19 protein-coding genes are annotated in these 17,368 nt (G+C 52.6%); 2 read left to right on the top strand and 17 right to left on the bottom strand.

Features of this window, described 5'->3' with window-relative positions:
- Nucleotides 1-15 precede the first annotated feature (15 nt).
- From JOE29_RS17315 to JOE29_RS17265, 11 genes are all read right to left on the bottom strand, one after another.
- Nucleotides 16-540 (bottom strand): hypothetical protein, encoded by a 525-nt coding sequence (locus JOE29_RS17315; protein WP_044311781.1) that lies wholly within the window; start codon nt 538-540, stop codon nt 16-18.
- Between the two features lie 88 nt (nt 541-628).
- Entirely contained in the window at nt 629-1,240 is a 612-nt protein-coding gene (locus JOE29_RS17310; RefSeq protein ID WP_058444024.1) for a DUF3275 family protein, read from the bottom strand.
- Between the two features lie 96 nt (nt 1,241-1,336).
- On the bottom strand, nt 1,337-1,669 hold the full coding sequence (locus JOE29_RS17305) for a hypothetical protein (protein WP_054994224.1): 333 nt from the start codon (nt 1,667-1,669) through the stop codon (nt 1,337-1,339).
- Nucleotides 1,670-2,145: 476 nt separating this feature from the next.
- Nucleotides 2,146-2,301, bottom strand: coding sequence for a hypothetical protein (locus JOE29_RS17300; protein ID WP_005895444.1), 156 nt, complete (start codon nt 2,299-2,301; stop codon nt 2,146-2,148).
- A 69-nt stretch (nt 2,302-2,370) separates the two neighbouring features.
- Entirely contained in the window at nt 2,371-2,943 is a 573-nt protein-coding gene (locus JOE29_RS17295) for an STY4534 family ICE replication protein (RefSeq protein WP_004409789.1), read from the bottom strand.
- Between the two features lie 96 nt (nt 2,944-3,039).
- Complete coding sequence (locus tag JOE29_RS17290; protein WP_003425076.1) at nt 3,040-3,270, bottom strand: hypothetical protein; 231 nt, start codon at nt 3,268-3,270, stop codon at nt 3,040-3,042.
- 304 nt (nt 3,271-3,574) lie between these two features.
- Nucleotides 3,575-3,940: a hypothetical protein gene (locus JOE29_RS17285; RefSeq protein ID WP_074294742.1), complete on the bottom strand. Its 366-nt coding sequence runs from the start codon at nt 3,938-3,940 to the stop codon at nt 3,575-3,577.
- Between the two features lie 184 nt (nt 3,941-4,124).
- The gene (locus tag JOE29_RS17280; RefSeq protein WP_074996487.1) at nt 4,125-4,673 is read right to left on the bottom strand and encodes a regulator; all 549 of its coding nucleotides are present in this window, start codon (nt 4,671-4,673) and stop codon (nt 4,125-4,127) included.
- Nucleotides 4,674-5,021: 348 nt separating this feature from the next.
- A complete protein-coding gene (locus tag JOE29_RS17275; RefSeq protein ID WP_017699420.1) occupies nt 5,022-5,288 on the bottom strand; it encodes a hypothetical protein in 267 nt (88 codons plus the stop codon).
- A gap of 819 nt (nt 5,289-6,107) precedes the next feature.
- Complete coding sequence (locus JOE29_RS17270; protein ID WP_058444028.1) at nt 6,108-8,129, bottom strand: DNA topoisomerase III; 2,022 nt, start codon at nt 8,127-8,129, stop codon at nt 6,108-6,110.
- A 132-nt stretch (nt 8,130-8,261) separates the two neighbouring features.
- Nucleotides 8,262-8,747 (bottom strand): hypothetical protein, encoded by a 486-nt coding sequence (locus JOE29_RS17265; protein WP_058444030.1) that lies wholly within the window; start codon nt 8,745-8,747, stop codon nt 8,262-8,264.
- 280 nt (nt 8,748-9,027) lie between these two features.
- Between JOE29_RS17265 and JOE29_RS17260 the strand changes: the two genes are divergently transcribed.
- A complete protein-coding gene (locus tag JOE29_RS17260) occupies nt 9,028-9,990 on the top strand; it encodes a tyrosine-type recombinase/integrase (RefSeq protein ID WP_003425065.1) in 963 nt (320 codons plus the stop codon).
- A 714-nt stretch (nt 9,991-10,704) separates the two neighbouring features.
- Here JOE29_RS17260 and JOE29_RS17255 read toward each other — a convergent pair.
- From JOE29_RS17255 to JOE29_RS17245, 3 genes are all read right to left on the bottom strand, one after another.
- The gene (locus JOE29_RS17255) at nt 10,705-11,085 is read right to left on the bottom strand and encodes a hypothetical protein (RefSeq protein WP_003317528.1); all 381 of its coding nucleotides are present in this window, start codon (nt 11,083-11,085) and stop codon (nt 10,705-10,707) included.
- Nucleotides 11,086-11,414: 329 nt separating this feature from the next.
- Nucleotides 11,415-12,407, bottom strand: a complete 993-nt coding sequence (locus JOE29_RS17250) for a YncE family protein (protein ID WP_003317529.1) — start codon at nt 12,405-12,407, stop codon at nt 11,415-11,417.
- 157 nt (nt 12,408-12,564) lie between these two features.
- Nucleotides 12,565-13,461 (bottom strand): LysR family transcriptional regulator, encoded by an 897-nt coding sequence (locus tag JOE29_RS17245; protein ID WP_003317531.1) that lies wholly within the window; start codon nt 13,459-13,461, stop codon nt 12,565-12,567.
- A 117-nt stretch (nt 13,462-13,578) separates the two neighbouring features.
- On the opposite strand from JOE29_RS17245, the gene JOE29_RS17240 reads away from it, so the two are divergent.
- Nucleotides 13,579-14,748: a TDT family transporter gene (locus tag JOE29_RS17240; RefSeq protein ID WP_010428856.1), complete on the top strand. Its 1,170-nt coding sequence runs from the start codon at nt 13,579-13,581 to the stop codon at nt 14,746-14,748.
- Between the two features lie 8 nt (nt 14,749-14,756).
- Here JOE29_RS17240 and JOE29_RS17235 read toward each other — a convergent pair whose 3' ends face one another.
- The 3 genes from JOE29_RS17235 to eno all read right to left on the bottom strand — a co-directional run bounded on the left by JOE29_RS17235 (nt 14,757) and on the right by eno (nt 17,303).
- Nucleotides 14,757-15,359, bottom strand: coding sequence for a uracil-DNA glycosylase (locus tag JOE29_RS17235; RefSeq protein WP_003317532.1), 603 nt, complete (start codon nt 15,357-15,359; stop codon nt 14,757-14,759).
- On the bottom strand, nt 15,359-15,904 hold the full coding sequence (ppa, locus tag JOE29_RS17230; protein ID WP_003317533.1) for an inorganic diphosphatase: 546 nt from the start codon (nt 15,902-15,904) through the stop codon (nt 15,359-15,361). Before ppa ends, JOE29_RS17235 begins: the two co-directional genes overlap by 1 nt.
- Nucleotides 15,905-16,019: 115 nt before the next feature.
- On the bottom strand, nt 16,020-17,303 hold the full coding sequence (gene eno, locus JOE29_RS17225) for a phosphopyruvate hydratase (protein WP_003317534.1): 1,284 nt from the start codon (nt 17,301-17,303) through the stop codon (nt 16,020-16,022).
- Nucleotides 17,304-17,368: the final 65 nt, after the last annotated feature.

Below are 17,368 nucleotides of genomic sequence, written 5' to 3'. Positions count from 1 at the left end.
CGGGATTCAATGTGTTTAGCGGATAAATTCGGGTTTATAGATTGCCGCCCGAGTTTGTTCTTCTGTCTCGTACTGCCAGCGACCATCAACGAATGCATCGCGGTCGAAGTCGTAAACTTCAAACATGACGTTTTTGTCGCATGGGTTTAGATGGGTGCAATACAGCTCACCCTCTGAATTCAAACCGGCTGCCCAGTGAGCCCCCAGTTTGAGTCGGTAACCCGGTCGACTCTTCAGCAGCATCGTGTATATCTCTAAGATCTGATCGAAACTCAAAGGCTCAGCAGCCACGAGTTTTTTCTCAAGCGGATCGAAGGTTACGGTGTTTGTTTGATACAACGGGCTTTGCCCAGCAATGAATATCTCGCATCGGAAGCGCGGTCGCATTGCTATGGCCGCGTCTGCCTGTTCTACGGTCAAGTCAAGTTCGTCGACCAGAATGTTCCAGATTTCTGAGTCAGGCGCTTCTTCGTTGTTGGTGAGTTGATCCTCAATGATATCCAGGATCGCTTTCTTGATATTTATGAAAAGCGGATGCATGTGATGCTCCTTCAGTTAGTAATGAGGAGCACCCATGAGGGAGCCCTCAGGGGATGTAAAAGTAGAAAACGCTCAGTTCTGAGCAAGGTCAATAAGTGCTGAGATTCCAAATCTGCAGCTTGAAGTCAAGCTCATACCCGAGCTCGCCAAGGCGAACACATTGTTGCCGCAGACGCTTACGGTCTACAGTTGTGTCCAGCTTGACTGAAGGTCCAATCTGCCAGATCGTGCCGAACAGCTCTGCATCAGCCTCATGTGCGGTGACCTGTTTCTCAGGCTCGGATCTCGTCATCCCGAACGGTGCGTCACTTCCAGCAGAAACTGATCTTCTCGGAGTTGTTTGAATAGTCGGGCGAGGTTTGGTTGACGACGAGCCTCCCGAGGCTTCTTCGTCGAGTGGGTCAGTTTCGTTGTTGGACAGCCTCTCAGCCTCGTCTGCGCTCAGGTTGGCCACATCGTCCAAAGACATGCTGTCCAGCCTGGCGCGGACTTCGACCACCAATCTGCCGCCGTTTGTGTAGTAGGAGGGACGAATTTCGGTGATAACAAAATCACCTCGATATTTGCCCTCGTGGTACTGGTCCAGCAGCGCGTCCTTGATAACGAACTCACCGATGGACGTCGAAAGTCGCCCAACGTTGAAAGCGCCGTTGCGACCGCTGATGGTGCGTATGGCCAAATAGCCGGGCAGGTTGATCATGACTACTCCGGATTATCGGGCAGGCCACTAATATGGGAGCCCGAAAAAAAAGCCCGAATATTCGGGCTTGTTCGTGGTTGCAGGTTGCTAACTGGGTCAGCAAAGATAGAGCGGCTTTTCATCCCTCAGCGAAATACACAGGTACGAATTACCGTGTGCATCAATGCGATGGAGTTTTAGCTCCAGCCATTCACGCCCTGAGCGGTCACCGTTAGGTGGGAAACGATAGATACCGAAGTCTATCTGGGTTTCATCGGGTTGCAGGTGGAGTTCGCGATACGCTTCGAGTACGACGTCGCCTAGGCGAGTGCCGACTTCTGCAATATGTGATGGGGCTTCCAGGTGAACAGATTCATTCCATGCGGAAGGCGTCAGCACAACTGGCAATTTCAGCAAAGTGGATGGCAAGTGGTTTATGGCGGTGGACATAGTAGTTCTCCAGGTGCGGGTAACCACCTGGCCCGACCGGGTGGTGAATTACCCGGTCAGGTTGGTTTTCGTTCTTGAGAACGTTTGGTTAGAGTCTTTCTGTTACAGCGGATGGGCTATCAGGATATATATCTATCCCGCACCATTCCCGAAGAGTCCAGTAAGACCTGAGGAGTGCAGCATCTTCAATATACGAGCTGTGGTCCGGTGTGAAATTCTCAACGTGGTCCAATAGGGCCAAGTCTTCGAGCTTGTCCAGGACATCCTCCCAATACAAACTGGAAAAGCGATCCGGCGGCGTATCTTTGTTCAAAACCTGTTGATAGATACTATCTTGAGTGTGTGCTTTTGAGATCAGCAAAGCGAGCTCAAGTCGCAAGGTAAGTCTATTAGTATTACTGTCCATAGGAGCTCCAATATAAGGGCCCCGGTCCCTTAAGGGTGGGGGCCTTAAGGGTAAAGTAGAAGGTTTAGTGTCAAGAAGTGATCACCATACCTGCCATTGCAAGAAAAGTGGCGACCAGTCCTCCTGCGCCGATCTGTGTCAGTAGTTGAGCGGAGAGCTGTTGTCCAAATTCCAGAAAAAATATGCTTAGCACTGTAAGCACGAGTGTAGCGATAGCGAATTTCATGAAGTCGTTACCTACTTTGTGGAGAAAAGAAAAGGCGCCTGCAGGGCGCCTTGAGGTTGTAAAAATCTATCAAGCGGCTTGTTTCTCTCCTCGTCCTGCGCGAGCTGGTTTTGCTCGTGTTGGCTTAGGGGGAGTAGCAGCTGGAGTAGCCACGTCAGTTGGTTCGCTGGAGGCAGACGCCTCGGATTGAACGACTGGGGTAGCTTCGGACTCTGAACTTTCAGAAGAGGCAGGTGCTTCTTCTTTCTGCGGAGCCTGATAGACGTATTCACCTTCAACTTTGATCCAGGCAAGGTACAAGAGACGGCCTTTGAGGCTGACACCTGCTTGGCCCTGCTTAGCACCACTGCTGTAAGTAAAAACATCAGCCCAGATATCGCCGATCCGGAAAGAGACAAGAACCTTCTTCTCGGCAGCAACAGCTTCCTGGCAACGGCGAATCAGCTTGTCAGCTTCAGCACCAACCACGTTGCAGTCGATGTAGGCGTACTCAGGTTTCTCAGATGTGCCTTTGAGGGCAGCTACTGTCACAGCCATGAAAGGAGCGCCCTTACGAGGCTTCACTTCACGAATGCGGTTGAGATAGCCAATGCCGACGGTGTGCAGGTCGAAGTATTTGGTTTCGTTGGTAGAATTGCTCATGATGTATCTCCAGTTTTGAGTGTTCAAAGCGGAGATACACTTCGCCCAGGGGGAAGGTATTCCCCGCATGGGTGGTAAAGCGAAATTTTACGACAATCAATGCATGAATCTGAACGCAGTAAGCATAACGCCTACAGCAGCAGTCAGCATGACGGCCATACGAATGGTGAGTTTCAGTTCGAGTCTAGACTCGAGAGTGTCGATGTCGGCTTTTGTCGCGAGTTGCGTTTGCATATCCGACTCCAGAGCATCGACGACTGCAGCGGCGCGGTCTTCCGGAACATCGATTGAAATCAATGCTTGGTACAGCGCAATACTGCTTTTCATGAAGGTCTCCTGCTGGGCACGAGACCAACCCTACGGGAAAGGTCCCGATGGGGTGAGAGAATCATTGTGCATCCATCAACCAGATAAACTGGTCAACCGTTCGCGCTTCCGAATGCTTTGCGAACTGGGGGTTGGATTAATGCGAAAAACGCATCGTAGTCATGAAATCCAGACTACCTCGGGCATGTTGCTGACAACGTCAGCAGTACATGGCTTTAGAATCCTTTAAGGGCGATTAGTTTGTCAACCCTCCAAATGAAAAAAGCCCCTCAATACATGAGGGGCTTGCCAAGGGTGGGGAGTATTAGGCAATGAGCTGGTCCAAAGGACCCATGACAGGGGCCTTGACTGGTGGTTCAGCATCCTGCTTTTGGGATGTTTCAAGCGCCTTCGATGCGCGAGATTTCCGGGGTTTCTTTACGGGTTTGGCTTGAATTTCTTGCATGTGGTGATCATACCAGCCAGCAAGATCGACGTGTTTGCATCGAGCCAATGCCGGCAGGCGGTATTGTTCCCACTGTTCGTTGGACATCACAGGTTCAGGCATTGTCCTGACTTGCTGTGGTGCGACTTGCACTGGTTCAGGATTAGGCTTATGAGTGACTGCACGGATGCATTCACGCAATGCTGTACCAACCATAACGCCAAAACGAAAGCTTGCTGTACTCATGATGTTTCTCCAGGGAAAATTACGGAGAACACCGCCCGAGAGGGGAGTGATTCCCCGCTGGGTGAGTGACGCGTTTAATGTGCATCCATCGGCGTTTGAAACACCGATCGTTCGCGCCTCCGGAAGCTTTGCGAACTTTAGGTTGGATCAATGCGTAGAACGCATCGTAGTCGTGAGATCCAGACTACCTTCGACGAATAGTTGATAACTTCAACGCCTTAATCCACAAAGCTTTGAGGAAGTTACGGATAGGTCTTCTTGCGTATAACATTTCTTGTTGACGCCATTGTTCATTCATAAGCTCCCATTCCTCATCACTCATCGCGAGGGCTGGATCACTTATTTCAAAGACTTCAGCATCAGTAAGGTCACAATCTTCAGGTCCATAGTGCTCATAAACCTCTGGCCCAGTGAACTCAAAACAACCGCATGGGCAGGTGTCTTCAGTAAGGCCGTGACTGCAGATTCCATGGCTTCGATTAGCTTCCCTTGCCGCCTTGATTTCTGACGGGGAAAGATAATCATAGTCCAAGCGTGCATAGCTAAACGCATCTGCTGCTTCAAGCGCCAGTTCGTCATCGCCGAAAGTCTCAATCATCTGAGAGCAGAAATGCTCAAAGACCATTGTTTCGTATGTCGGAAATTGACGGCATGCCTCGCCATAAAGCATATCAACGCGTTTCGTGATTTCAGCATTCTGAGATGCTGAGTGCATAGCCGTGCGATTCGACATGGTCAGTCTCCGTTCAAATAGTAGAAAACGGAGACACTTGTCCCTAGGGGAAAGTATTCCCCGAGGGCAGGTGAGTTGTGTGACATGACTCAGCCAAGCCGAGTGCAGCGTTGCGGGCGATGTGAAATATGCATCCATCGGTAACCAATACCGATCGTACGCGCCTCCGGAAGCTTTGCGAACTTTGGGCGGGATCAATGCGTGGGACGCATCGTAGTCGTGAGATCCTGACTACCCGGGCATGTTGCTGACAACGTCAGCGGTACATGTCTTGAGAATGTGAATTCTTTGAAGGCTTGTCAAGCACGAGCTGTCGGGTTTGGCCACGACCAGCGTGAGATGCTTGTTTCAGAGCTCTCTACGACAGTATCTTCCTTCTGCTTGACTTGGTTCGCAGGCAGCAACCACGGCATTTGTCGCATCAATCACGGACTGCAGTCGACGTGTGATCATCGGGATCTCATCATGCTCCAAGGCTCCCCCAACTCTCAGAATCGCAGCGAGTTCTAAGGCTGCCTGAGCCGCTTGGTTCTCAACTGTTTCTGGTCTTACTGGAGACTGCTTAGACGCAAGTTTAGTGATCATCCAGTCAAGCACTCCCTTCAGCACACTCATGTTAATTCCTAATATTGATGAACGCAAAATACAGCGTTCCTTACTGACTCAGCCCCGCAAAAGCGAGGCGTAATTAGAGCTTGTTTTATTCACGCGAAAGAACAACCTGTTGGATGAATTTCACGCGAACAGACGCTTTATCTGGCTGGAGAAACAATGTTGTTCTAACGCTGACTCACTGGGAATCGTGCTGAGAGCTATCTCATTGAAGACGCTAGCTCTCAGCCGATGTGTACTTTGCAACAACTTGTAAAGTTTGCCACCTGTGAGCGCTAGCTCAGCGAGGATCCCTGGGCATTGATCGCACGCATTGCTACATCGACATCACCCGGCCCGTTGTCGTGGCTTGGGCCAGTTATCAAAAGGCACGCATTCGCGCACAAAGGGAACCCGTTTTTTCACCGGTGGGCGCCGGCAGCGAAAAGTGGCTACCTCGGAAGGTAACCTGGTCATCCAGCGTTGCGAGATGACCAGGTTACCTGCCGAGAGAGTCGGAAGCGTTTTTAAAAAAAAGTGGACCGCAACACCAGTGCGGCCCTGAGACGACTATGCATCGAACCTTCTGTGAACTCTGTGTGCCTATGAACCCGCTTTCACGAGTTAGACGGCTGCGTGTCTGCTACTGAACAGGGAGACACAGGGAGAATTCACAACAAGATCTGTACGCCCCTCCCGATGCTTTGCGTACTTTGGGGGAGGAGAATGAAGGCAAGGCCGACTTCTCCAGGGTGTCACTGATGACCGTCAGTGACCAGCGGGGTGGAACTGGTAATAGCCCCATTGTGGCACATCATTTGTAACCCCGCTATCACCAGCCTCTCAGCTGCTCTTGACATTAGCGGCTCGGGGCTTGGCTGACTTGCCAGGTGATTTTTTCTTCCCTGTACCAATGTTCACCGTACCTTTGCATTCGGGGTAGCGGGAACACGCCCAGAAAACGCCTGAGGATCCTTTACGCTGCGAGGTTTTCGCACTGCACAAAGGGCACTTGGGACCTTCGGGCACTTTGATCGACAAGGTGGTGCCTTTGTATTGTTCGACGAGCCTGGTGATCCAGCTCGATTGTCTGGCGATAAAATCATCGAGCGTCAGCGTGCCTTGCTCGATCATCGTAAGCGCTTGCTCCCATATCGCAGTTGTGCCGGGATCGGCCACAGCAGGAGGGACCGCATCAATTAGCGAGAATGCTGCTTCAGTTGCTCGCAGCGCGCTACCTTTCTTGATGAGTGACCCTCGGTCTATCAAGCCCTGAATCGTGCCTGCGCGAGTTGCTTCAGTACCAATCCCGGTGGTTTCCTTGAGCTTTTGAGCCAGTCGTGGATCCTTCACCAGCTTGGCAATGGTTTTCATCGCTTTGATCAATGTACCTTCGGTGTAAGCCTTGGGCGGCTCGGTTTTCAGCGATTTGAGATGCAGGTCCTGAACGTCACACCGAGTGCCAATTTGCAGCACTGGCAGGATCTGAGAGCGGCCGCCACTGTCATCAGCCTCTTCTTCGGACGATGCAGAAAAAAGAACCTTCCAGCCTGGGACCACGATTCGCTTGCCCACTGCTTGCAGTAGAACTGCATGGCATTCGAAGGTGGCCACGGTCCGGTCGTACTCATGGGTAGGCAGGAACTGCGCAAGGAAGTGGGCGCGGATCAATTCATAGACCTTGCGTTCCTTCTCAGACATTGCTGAAAGGTTTGCAGGTTCAAGCGTGGGGATTATCCCGTGGTGGGGACCAGTGATTTTTTTGTCATTCCATGCCCGGGAACGTTGTTCCGGGTCGATCAGTTGCAGCGTCTTGCCGATGGATGGATCAGTTCGGTTCAGAGCATCGAGGACCATCGGCACTTCATCGAACATGCTCTCCGGCAGATACCCGCAATCGGTCCTTGGGTAGGTCGTCGCCTTGTGAGTTTCGTAAAGTGACTGTGCTACGTCCAGCGTCTCTTGCACACCCATCCCAAACTTTGCAGAGCACACCTCCTGCAGGGTGCTCAGATCGAACGGGAGCGGAGCTGGATCCTTGCCACGCTTTGTATCAACAGAAACAGTTGTTGCAGCCTGACTATTTTTCAGCGCGGCCAGTGCTGCAGCTGCAGCGGCTTGATCAAGGCAACGGCCTTCCTCATCTACCACGTACTCGTCTGCGACCCATTTCGCCAGGAACGATTGTCCTGCCGTCCAGAGCTGAACCTCGACACTCCAGAACGGTTTGGGTATGAAGTTTGAGATCTCCCGGTCGCGGTCGACCACCAGGCGAAGGGTCGGCGTTTGAACACGGCCCACCGAGAGCACACCGTTGTACCCTGCTTGTCGGCCAAGCAAGGTGAATAGCCGCGAAAAATTCATACCGATGAGCCAGTCCGCTCTGGACCGAGCGAGCGCCGAGAGATACAACGGGTAGGTTTCAGAGCCTTGTTTGACGGTGTTGAGCGCCTGGCGGATGGATGCTTCATTGAGCGCAGACAGCCATAGCCTTTGAATCGGTCCGCGGTACCCACAATACTCGATCAGTTCGCGCGCGATCATCTCCCCCTCGCGGTCAGCGTCTGTCGCAATGACGAGCTCGGTAGCCTGCTTGAGAAGCTGCTTGACGATCTTGAACTGACTGGAGGTTTTCGGCTTTACGAGCACTTTCCATTCAGCAGGCAGGATTGGAAGTGTGTCCAGGCTCCAGTTTTTCAGGTGATCGCCATAGGCATCCGGTGGAGCCGTTTCCAGCAAGTGCCCAATTCCCCAGGTCACGGCCACACCATTGCCCTTGATGCAGCCGTCACCTCGAGTCTTGGCCCCGAGTACGGCGGCGATGTCTTTACCCTGGCTGGGCTTCTCGCACAGATACAAACGCATAATGACTCCGATGAGGGCTTGTACTCAAAGGAGAAACATTGCCTGCTTGAGAAGGAACGCGCCTTAGAAAACCCTACATTGATGCAACTGGGTTATCGAAACCGCCTTTTGTGGGCAGTAGGAGGCCATCATTTAGCCGATTATGCTAATTTGAACCTGCTCCAGTTCAACTCTATAAAATTTTGACACCGCCAGCTTCGCTTCGCTCAACGACATGGAGCTTCTCAACACTCCTTCAAAATATGGACGCGGTGGAGCTTGAGTACCTTCTAATAATAGATCTTTCAATCTTTTGACGAATGTAGGTGTTAGGTCTTGGCCGCTGGCATAGTCCTTCATCAAAATTTCGAAATCGGGTTTGTGTAAACAGGCGTTGATACCCAGCTGCAAAGTCCATTTGCTCTTCACGCTTTTAGTTTCAACCGTGCGTACCCATCCTGTGACACCGTAAAGTTCAGCGCCACCATGTTCATCACGAACTACAACATATTCAATCCTCCGTACATCATCGCCTTGAATCTTCTCAGGTAGTCTCAAAGTCCAATCCGCTTTCGAAAACAATCCATCTGGATTCTCTCCTTCTTCTACAAATTCAATTACCTGAACTCTAGCTGACATTTCGGCAGTCCCTTTTATGATGAAAAATGATCGTAGCAGTTATGTGTGGGTTAGCAATTCGAGATTCAGCGGCTGGCAGGTAATGACTGGGTTTGTCCATTGGCAGCAGCCATTCGTTGGAAAAAAAGCATCTCGGGCCATTTTCGATAAAGGGGTGATAAAATAGGTTATCACCACTTATTGCCGTTTATCGGTTTTAGCAACGGCGGACTGATATAGCGATGATTTTGTGACCGAAAGCTTTGAGAGCGATTGCAGGATAGCCAATGATGAGAACGATATGCAGGAACTGACGAAAAACCATACGAATGATCAGCGTCGGCTCACGGCGGTCGAATTTCAGACGCTGGCCAAGGTTCCAGCCGCGGTCGAGTGGTTTGCCAACCTGGACAACCCTCGAACACGACGTGCTTACCAAAACGACCTGGAAGACTTCTGTAGTTTTATCGGCTTGGCTTCGGCCGATGAATTTCGGGTCGTGACCCGATCGCATGTTTTAGCCTGGCGAGCCCACCTCGAGCATCGCGGTTTGGCCGGAGCCACGATCCGGCGCAAATTGGCCGCGCTGGCCAGCCTCTTTGATCACCTCCTGGAGAACAATGCGATCGCCGGCGGCAATCCAGTGCATGGGGTAAAACGTCCCAGGATAGAAAGCAATGAAGGCAAGACGCCGGCGTTGGGTGACCACCAGGCGAAGGCGCTGCTCGAGGCGCCGGATGAAACAACACTTAAAGGGCAGCGCGACCGGGCGCTATTGGCTGTTCTTCTCTATCACGGACTGCGCCGTGAAGAAGCGGCGCTGCTGCAGGTGAGCGACATTCAGGAGCGCCGCGGTATTCAGCATCTGAAGGTTCACGGCAAGGGCGGCAAGGTGCGATACCTCCCGTTGCACCCGATCGCAGCCGGGCGTATTCATCAGTACCTGGAAAACTCAGAGCATCATCTGGCCGAACGGAAGGTGCCACTGTTCATGCCGCTGCGAGGTAAATTGACCGGCGCCGGTATCACGGCAAACGGCATCTATGCCGTCGTCACGGCCTACGCGAAAAAGGCCGGGATTGAGGTCGACGGCCTTGGGGTTCATGGACTCCGAGCAACGGCAGCCACCAACGCCTTGGAGCATGAAGCCGATATCGCCAAGGTCCAGGCCTGGCTGGGTCATGCCAACATCAGCACGACCAAGATCTACGATCGGCGGGAGAACCGGCCGGAGGATTCACCCACCTATAAAGTGAAGTATTAATTGAAGTGATCGAGGCCTAAGCGGCAGCTCACCCACGCGCACTGCCAAGGATGTGGTGCAACGCTGCCCATGGATGATGACCTTCCACATCGCTGGCTGGACAGGTGTCGGCATGTAGAAAGGGGCTTTCGCAGTCTTCCAGCGCTTGGCTTTCCATGCAGCCAGTGCATACAGCACGTCCGGCAACGATCGACCATCGACCGTTCCGTTCCTCAACACCTCGTTCAGTCTCCACTGTTTCGACTCCTCAGCGTACGTTTGTTAGATGCTGAAGGTAGCGCTGTGCGGGCCGATTTGATACGCCCAAAACCATACCCTTGTTTGAGTTGTAAGCCATGCGCACCAACCAACAAAGCGACGCCTGTTGGTCGGCTTATTAACGGCAGCTTTCGGCCATAAGCAGACCTTCGCCCGCATATTTACGATGCCCTACCGTTCTAATTGGCGTTGCCTCAGAATATCGGTCCACTAGCGGCTGGATGGAACCACCATGCGCATCGTCACAGACTCCCGGCCAAACGAAATCCTCAGGCTGGCGTTACGGGAATACGTCCAAGGTGTACCGTACCTCGGCCCCATTTTTCGTTGAAATGATCCATCAAAGATTTATGAGGCGCGGCGGCTGTATGTTGGCGAAAATATCAGGTGTGTATTCTTCTGGTTTGCGCCACTGACAAAGCCAGTGGCGTAAGCCAGCCTATTAATTATTTGACGTTACGGCTTGGCAACGTGCCAGACTTGGTTGACGCCGTCACCGGTTGTATCCCCTGGCTTGGTATCTTTGACCCAGCTGTAAAGTGGCATGCCTTTGTATGCCCATTGTTTTGTGCCATCGTCTCGAGTGATGACAGAGTAATCATGACCCGCTTTCGCGTCTGCGGATACCGGTAGAGGTGGCCAGTTTGAAGCGCATGGCCCATTGCAGACCGACTTGCCCGAGGTGTCCTTACCGAAGGTATAAAGAGTCATACCTTTTGCGTCTACGAGTACTTTTCCCTTGTCCGTTTCAGCAAGCTTGACTGGCGCATCGGCGAGCGCCAAACCCGACATGCAGCTGGCGGCAACAGCGACGGTGAGAATCATCTTTTTGAACATATGTATTTCCTTTGGTCATTTTTAATTTTTAGAAGACCCACCTGCCTCTGAAACGGCAAGCGATCAGACAATAGACGAGCCACAAACAGGTTAATTCGACTCCATAGAAAAAACGTCCCGATATCATTTTTTGCTGGAATGCTGGGCTCTCCCCCCCCCCGGACCCTGTGCCTTCCTCAATTGAGCAAAGCGACGCTCACGGTCAAGCATCATTGGCTCATCTCAATGAGCGACGGCGATCCATCATCCAGGACTCATCATTTTCACTCATTATTATTCACTTGGTCGTGGAGTATCAGCAGGCCCCCATGAAGGCCTGCGCTGTTCAATCAGTCGGCCTTGAGCGTCGACACCACCTTGTTGCTGGCGAGATCGACTGTGGAGATACTCAAGTCCTCATTGAGGACATACGCCTTCGACTTGTCTTTGGTGAAGACAATGGCCTGGCGGGGTGCCTTCAAACCGGTCACAGTGGTGGTCACTTTCAGCGTTTTGGTGTCGATCACTGAAAGGCTGTTGTCACCGAGGTTACCCGAGTAGACGTGCAGCCCGTCTGGAGTGAGGGCTGCGCCGTAGGGGTCTTTGCCAACAATGACGGTGGTTGTGATGGCGCGTTTTTGAGTGTCGACAACTGCGATGCTGTTACTGCCGCTGTTAGCCGCGTACAGCGTATTGCCGTCCGCCGATATGGAGATGGCGCGCAACTTGTTGAAGCCAGTGATCTCACCTTCAATCGTATTGGTCTTGCTGTCGACCAAGGTAATTTTGTCCCCAAGAAAGTTGGTGACATAGACGGTTTTGCCGTCAGGACTTACTCGGATGCCCTGGCGCGGTTGGGAGAAGCCAGGTACCACAGCTACTGGCCGCTGGTGATCAAGGTCAATGACCGACAGCGTGCTGGCCGCTTCATTGTTGACGTAGAGCAGGCTTCCGTCCTTGCTGAGTGTGGTACCAAAAGCACCTGCGCCCAACGGAATATCTGCGATCACTTTTAAAGTCTTGGTGTCAATCTTGCGCACGACCCCCAAACTGCTGTCGGAGAGGTAGAACACATCGCCAGTTGGCGAAAACACAATATTTCGCGGCGTGACGTAGCCGGTGAGAACCTGGCGAACCTTACCGGTTTTCAAATCATAAACCACTACATCTGGACGCTGACTGTAAGAGACCACCGCCGTCGTTTCATCAGGGCTGACGGCCAGCGAGTTGTTGTGAATATCGCCGTCAAACGTCCAGCGATCTTGCGCGGCCCACGCGCTCATCGATGCGGCCAACGCAACACCCAACGTCAGGGCTGTGACGGTTTTCTTTATCACATTCATCAGAATTTCCTCATAGGGTAAGCAAGGCACCCAGTCGCGCCTTGGCATATACAACTCGTTCATCGCTGCAGGGCAATGAGTTGACTTTATGCGTCGTTGATAAATTCCGCAAACAACTTGTTTTGGTAGCTCTTACCTGTTTTATAAATAGGTCTAGCTACTCCTGGCTCACGAATTGACTGCATTTTTCCCAGAATCGCTCAAGCCCAGGCGAGATGTATTTGTCCCGGTGACGGATCAGAAAAAAACGTCGGGTCAGTGCAGGCAACGCGTGCGGCAGTTCAACCAAGACTTCAGAGGCCAGTAGATCCCGAACGACCCAGCGGGACAGGCAACTGATGCCGATGCCTTGTGCGAGGGTATGCTTGATGGCCTCTGAACTGCCGATCTGGCGCGTTTCGGCGAGATCGTGCAAATGACGCAGCAGCAATTGTTCGACTTCTTCACGGGTACCAGAACCTGGCTCGCGCAGTAGCCATTCAGCGGTACGAAGATCATCAAGTGTGACCTGCTGCTTTAGTGCCAAGGGGTGCCGTTGGCCTGCGGCAATAAGCAACTCATCAATTAGCCAAGGCTCGGCACTGAGTTCGGGCAGGTGGCAAGGCCCCTCGATCAGGCCCATATCAATCTCGAAATCAGCGACTCTTCTTGCGATAGCCATGCTGTTGGCCATGTCGACATCGACCCTCAAATGTGGTGTTGATTGACGTAGCTCACCGAGAATCAATGGCAGAACATAATTGCCTATCGTGGTACTGCATCCTACCCGCAAGCGTGTCTTCAGCCCGGCATGGCCGGGTAAGAAACTGGCCTCTATCTGTTGTGCATTCTCAAGCATCCTTCTGGCTTGAGGCAGTAAGGCATGGCCGTTATCGTTCAGCACTAAACGCTTGCCTACACGGTCGAACAGCCTGGTATCCAAGGCGCTTTCCAACTCGTTCAGTGCGGCGCTGGTTGCAGATTGGGACAGTGACACCGAAATGGCGGCGCTGGTGGTGCTACCGTGCTGCGCGACGGCGCAGAAAATTTGTAGCTGGCGTAGGCTTAGCTTCATGTAATCTACCTTCTTTATAGGTCATATAAACCTATACTATCCGTTTTTACCGCTATTCCCATCAAGCTATACTTCAACCATGTCATATCGAAGGCACACTGAAGCGGGAGCGCGAAAATGAGTGAGACACGACTCGCAGCTATAATGGGCGGCAGCCATCCACTGGCGGCTTTGTCCAATCCACGAGAAGCGATCCGGCAGTTCACACCCAACTGGTTCGCCGCCACGATGGGCACCGGGATTCTGGCGCTGGCTCTGGGCCAACTGCCCTTTGTTGCGCAGTGGCCCAAAGCGTTAGGGGAAGCCTTGTGGTTTTTTAATATCGTGCTGTTTTGCCTGTTTACGCTGATGTACGCGAGCCGTTGGGTATTGTTCTTCGATGAGGCCAAACAGATCTTCGGCCACTCCACTGTATCGATGTTTTTTGGAACTATCCCCATGGGATTGGCGACCATCATCAACGGTTTTCTCCTTTATGGTTTGCCACGCTGGGGGGGTGGGGTAGTCGCTTTAGCCGAAGTGTTGTGGTGGATCGATGTCACCATGGCATTGGCCTGCGGGGTGCTGATCCCGTATATGATGTTTACTCGCCAGCAGCACAGCATTGATCAGATGACAGCGGTATGGCTGCTGCCAGTAGTTGCGGCTGAGGTGGCTGCCGCCAGTGGCGGTCTATTGGCTCCGCACCTCGCTGATGCGAGCGCACAGTTCACCATGCTCATCACCAGCTACGTGCTGTGGGCCTACTCGGTGCCCGTCGCCTTGAGCATACTGGTGATCCTGTTACTGCGCATGGCTCTGCACAAACTACCTCATGAAAGCATGGCAGCATCGAGCTGGCTGTCTTTAGGGCCGATCGGTACCGGGGCTTTGGGGATGTTGCTGCTGGGCAACGATGCTCCAGCAATCTTTGCTGCCCATGGAATGGCAAGCATCGGCGGCGTAGCCGAGGGCATTGGCTTGATCGGTGGTGTGCTGTTCTGGGGGCTGGGATTGTGGTGGATGGTATTGGCGCTGCTAATTACCGGGCGCTACTTCAGGGAGGGCATTCCCTTCAACCTCGGCTGGTGGGGCTTCACCTTTCCGCTGGGAGTGTACGCCGTAACAACCCTCAAATTGGGCTCTATGCTGCACCTCACGTTCTTTAGCTTCTTTGGCGTGGTGCTGGTGTTGATGCTGACTGTCATGTGGATGATCGTCGCGGCTAAAACCCTGGCTGGTGCCTATCGCGGCAACTTGTTCGTCTCGCCGTGTATCCACTCGCTGAGCAAGGCGAGCAAAACCTGAGCCTTTGGCTACTTGATCGACTGTTTGGCGTGACGCAGTGTGGACAAAATGCGCTGCCTAACATTCGGGTGAGTGCAAACGGAAAGGGGGCTTGGGTGTGGCATTTCCAGCAATGAAAAATTAGGGAAGGCGAGCCGAACACGCGGTATGGCTTTCTGGGCAACACGTCCGGCAAACACGATAGTGACGAGATCAGGGAAAAGCGTCAGTAGCGTGATCAGCATCTCGATACCTTCCTCAATTTGCGCTCTGCGGAGCGGACCCTTGGGCTTATCGAGATCTGGTAACCAAGGGTACAAATTCCAAAGGACGGTTTTGTGACGTGCCAGTCCAACCTGCTCAATGAAACCTTTCAGGTTGCGTTGTGCAGGCCCCGGATTGTCTCTTGAGACATACCGTGGAAGACTGACCGTTCGAGCGGGCGATTCCAACAAGATCAATACCCTTGCGAAGACGCCGCCATCCAGTGGATCGAAATACGGTAATGTTCTTTCGCCCGTGGACTGGGCCATTACCCAGCGCGTCAATTCAGCAGTTTTCGGCAGCAGCAAAAAGTCTTCTCTTACCTTAAGAGAAATTTCCTGCTCTGCGCTTTTCTGATTGAGTAACACTACTTGGAAGCCTCCTTCTTCAGGTTATAGGCCGCTACCGATTTACGAATATCTTCCCGCGCTTCGTCTGCGCTCCCCCAGCGGCCCATTTTCACCCACTTACCCGGCTCTAACGCTTTGTAGTTTTCGAAGAAGTGCTGAATCTGTGCGAGGAGTAACGCAGGGAGGTCAGAGCATTCCTTTACATTGCTGTACATAGAGCTGAGTTTTTCATGAGGCACTGCGATTACCTTGGCATCCGCACCAGCTTCGTCCGTCATGTACATCACACCTACTGGGCGACTGCGGATGACAACGCCAGGTGATACCGGGTAAGGGCAAATCACGAGGACGTCCAAAGGATCGCCGTCATCGCTCAAGGTATTTGGAATGAACCCGTAGTTAGCCGGGTAGAACATCGGCGTGCTGAGGAAGCGATCAACGAAGATCTGTCCACTTGGCTTGTCCACCTCGTACTTGATCGGCGAGTGGTTTGCAGGAATCTCGATAACGGTGAAGAAGTCATCGGGGATCGCGTTACCAGCTGGAATATCCGTGTAGCTCATGCTCATATCTCCAAGCGTCTAGGAAAGGCCAATGCCACTGACGTTTTTGCCAACAGCTATACGTGGTTCGTTTTTTTACGGTAACCAGTCCAACAGGTTTACCGGCGATAGGCCGTCAGCGCACGAATGCATCATGTCCTGCATAAAACGCACGGCTGCCAAGATCCTCTTCTATTCGCAGAAACTGATTGTATTTCTCGACCCGCTCCCCCCGGCATGGAGCTCCTGTCTTGAGATGGCCAGTCCCCATCGCGACAGTCAGATCAGCGATGGAGCTGTCCACCGTCTCCCCGCTACGATGAGAAACCATCGCCCCCCAATTTGCCCCATAGGCCATTTCGATGGCGGCTTTGGTCTCAGTCAGCGTTCCGATTTGATTAGGTTTGATCAATACGGCATTGGCGACGTTTTCTGTGATGCCTCGCTGAATCCGTTCGACATTGGTGACAAATAGGTCATCTCCAACCAACTCGATCCGGTCACCCAGAGCTGCATTCAATAGCTTCCAGCCTGACCAATCGTCTTCCGCGAGTCCATCTTCCAGTACCGCAATCGGATACTTGTCGACCCAGGAGGAATAGAGATTAATCAGCTCTTGAGCATCGACCTTACGACCCTCAGAGCGCAGATGGTAAAGGCCGTTTTCATAGAAGCCGCTGGATGCTGGATCGATAGCGATCTCGATCTGAGATCCAGGGGTGTAACCAGCCCTCTCGATTGCCTTGATGATCAGCTCAATGGCGTCTGAGTTTTTCTTGAGTGCCGGCGCAAAGCCGCCCTCATCTCCGACCGCTGTTGAATAGCCGGCGTCCTTAAGCACCGCTTTCAGCTCGTGGTACACCTCGGAGCCCCATCGCAAGGCTTCCTTGAAACTGCCAGCCCCTGTAGGTGCAATCATGAATTCCTGAAAGTCAGGGCCTTGCCAGTTGGCGTGAACACCGCCATTGAGAATATTGAACATCGGGACGGGCATTCTTGCTGCTTGCTCGCCGCCCAGATATTGGAACAAGGGCAAGTTCAGCGCAGAAGCCGCCGCTCTGGCAACGGCGAGGCTCACGCCCAAGATCGCGTTTCCTCCAAGCCTGGATTTATCAGAGGTTCCATCCAGCTTAATCATCAAATGATCAATTTGTTCCTGGTCAATCGCATTCATGCCCCTCAGAGACTCAAGTATTTCGGTATTCACATTGCTAACGGCCTTTAACACTCCCTTGCCGGAGTACCGCTGTGTATCTTTGTCACGCAACTCAACTGCTTCGTGAGCGCCTGTAGAGGCACCGGACGGTACTGAAGCCCGGCCCATGGCGCCGCACTCCAAGGTGACGTCGACTTCAACGGTAGGGTTACCGCGTGAATCGAGAATTTCACGTGCATGAATGGCCTGGATTTGCGTTTTCATTGATCTTCTCCAAGTAACGATTCGGGAGCGTCATTAACCATTTGAATCCGTTGAGAGGCCTCTAT

It is taken from the genome of Pseudomonas sp. PvP009 (genome assembly GCF_017832995.1).
Taxonomy (GTDB): Bacteria; Pseudomonadota; Gammaproteobacteria; order Pseudomonadales; family Pseudomonadaceae; genus Aquipseudomonas; species Aquipseudomonas syringae.
The sequence above is the reverse complement of the archived record's forward strand: the minus strand, read 5'-3'. Positions and strand labels throughout refer to the sequence as shown.

Excerpts from the sequence above, each read along its gene's own strand:
- JOE29_RS17315 (WP_044311781.1), bottom strand. The coding sequence starts at position 540 with ATGCATCCGCTTTTCATAAATATCAAGAAAGCGATCCTGGATATCATT.
- JOE29_RS17310 (WP_058444024.1), bottom strand. The coding sequence starts at position 1,240 with ATGATCAACCTGCCCGGCTATTTGGCCATACGCACCATCAGCGGTCGC.
- JOE29_RS17305 (WP_054994224.1), bottom strand. The coding sequence starts at position 1,669 with ATGTCCACCGCCATAAACCACTTGCCATCCACTTTGCTGAAATTGCCA.
- JOE29_RS17300 (WP_005895444.1), bottom strand. The coding sequence starts at position 2,301 with ATGAAATTCGCTATCGCTACACTCGTGCTTACAGTGCTAAGCATATTT.
- JOE29_RS17295 (WP_004409789.1), bottom strand. The coding sequence starts at position 2,943 with ATGAGCAATTCTACCAACGAAACCAAATACTTCGACCTGCACACCGTC.
- JOE29_RS17290 (WP_003425076.1), bottom strand. The coding sequence starts at position 3,270 with ATGAAAAGCAGTATTGCGCTGTACCAAGCATTGATTTCAATCGATGTT.
- JOE29_RS17285 (WP_074294742.1), bottom strand. The coding sequence starts at position 3,940 with ATGAGTACAGCAAGCTTTCGTTTTGGCGTTATGGTTGGTACAGCATTG.
- JOE29_RS17280 (WP_074996487.1), bottom strand. The coding sequence starts at position 4,673 with ATGTCGAATCGCACGGCTATGCACTCAGCATCTCAGAATGCTGAAATC.
- JOE29_RS17275 (WP_017699420.1), bottom strand. The coding sequence starts at position 5,288 with ATGAGTGTGCTGAAGGGAGTGCTTGACTGGATGATCACTAAACTTGCG.
- JOE29_RS17270 (WP_058444028.1), bottom strand. The coding sequence starts at position 8,129 with ATGCGTTTGTATCTGTGCGAGAAGCCCAGCCAGGGTAAAGACATCGCC.
- JOE29_RS17265 (WP_058444030.1), bottom strand. The coding sequence starts at position 8,747 with ATGTCAGCTAGAGTTCAGGTAATTGAATTTGTAGAAGAAGGAGAGAAT.
- JOE29_RS17260 (WP_003425065.1), top strand. The coding sequence starts at position 9,028 with ATGCAGGAACTGACGAAAAACCATACGAATGATCAGCGTCGGCTCACG.
- JOE29_RS17255 (WP_003317528.1), bottom strand. The coding sequence starts at position 11,085 with ATGTTCAAAAAGATGATTCTCACCGTCGCTGTTGCCGCCAGCTGCATG.
- JOE29_RS17250 (WP_003317529.1), bottom strand. The coding sequence starts at position 12,407 with ATGAATGTGATAAAGAAAACCGTCACAGCCCTGACGTTGGGTGTTGCG.
- JOE29_RS17245 (WP_003317531.1), bottom strand. The coding sequence starts at position 13,461 with ATGAAGCTAAGCCTACGCCAGCTACAAATTTTCTGCGCCGTCGCGCAG.
- JOE29_RS17240 (WP_010428856.1), top strand. The coding sequence starts at position 13,579 with ATGAGTGAGACACGACTCGCAGCTATAATGGGCGGCAGCCATCCACTG.
- ppa (WP_003317533.1), bottom strand. The coding sequence starts at position 15,904 with ATGAGCTACACGGATATTCCAGCTGGTAACGCGATCCCCGATGACTTC.
- eno (WP_003317534.1), bottom strand. The coding sequence starts at position 17,303 with ATGAAAACGCAAATCCAGGCCATTCATGCACGTGAAATTCTCGATTCA.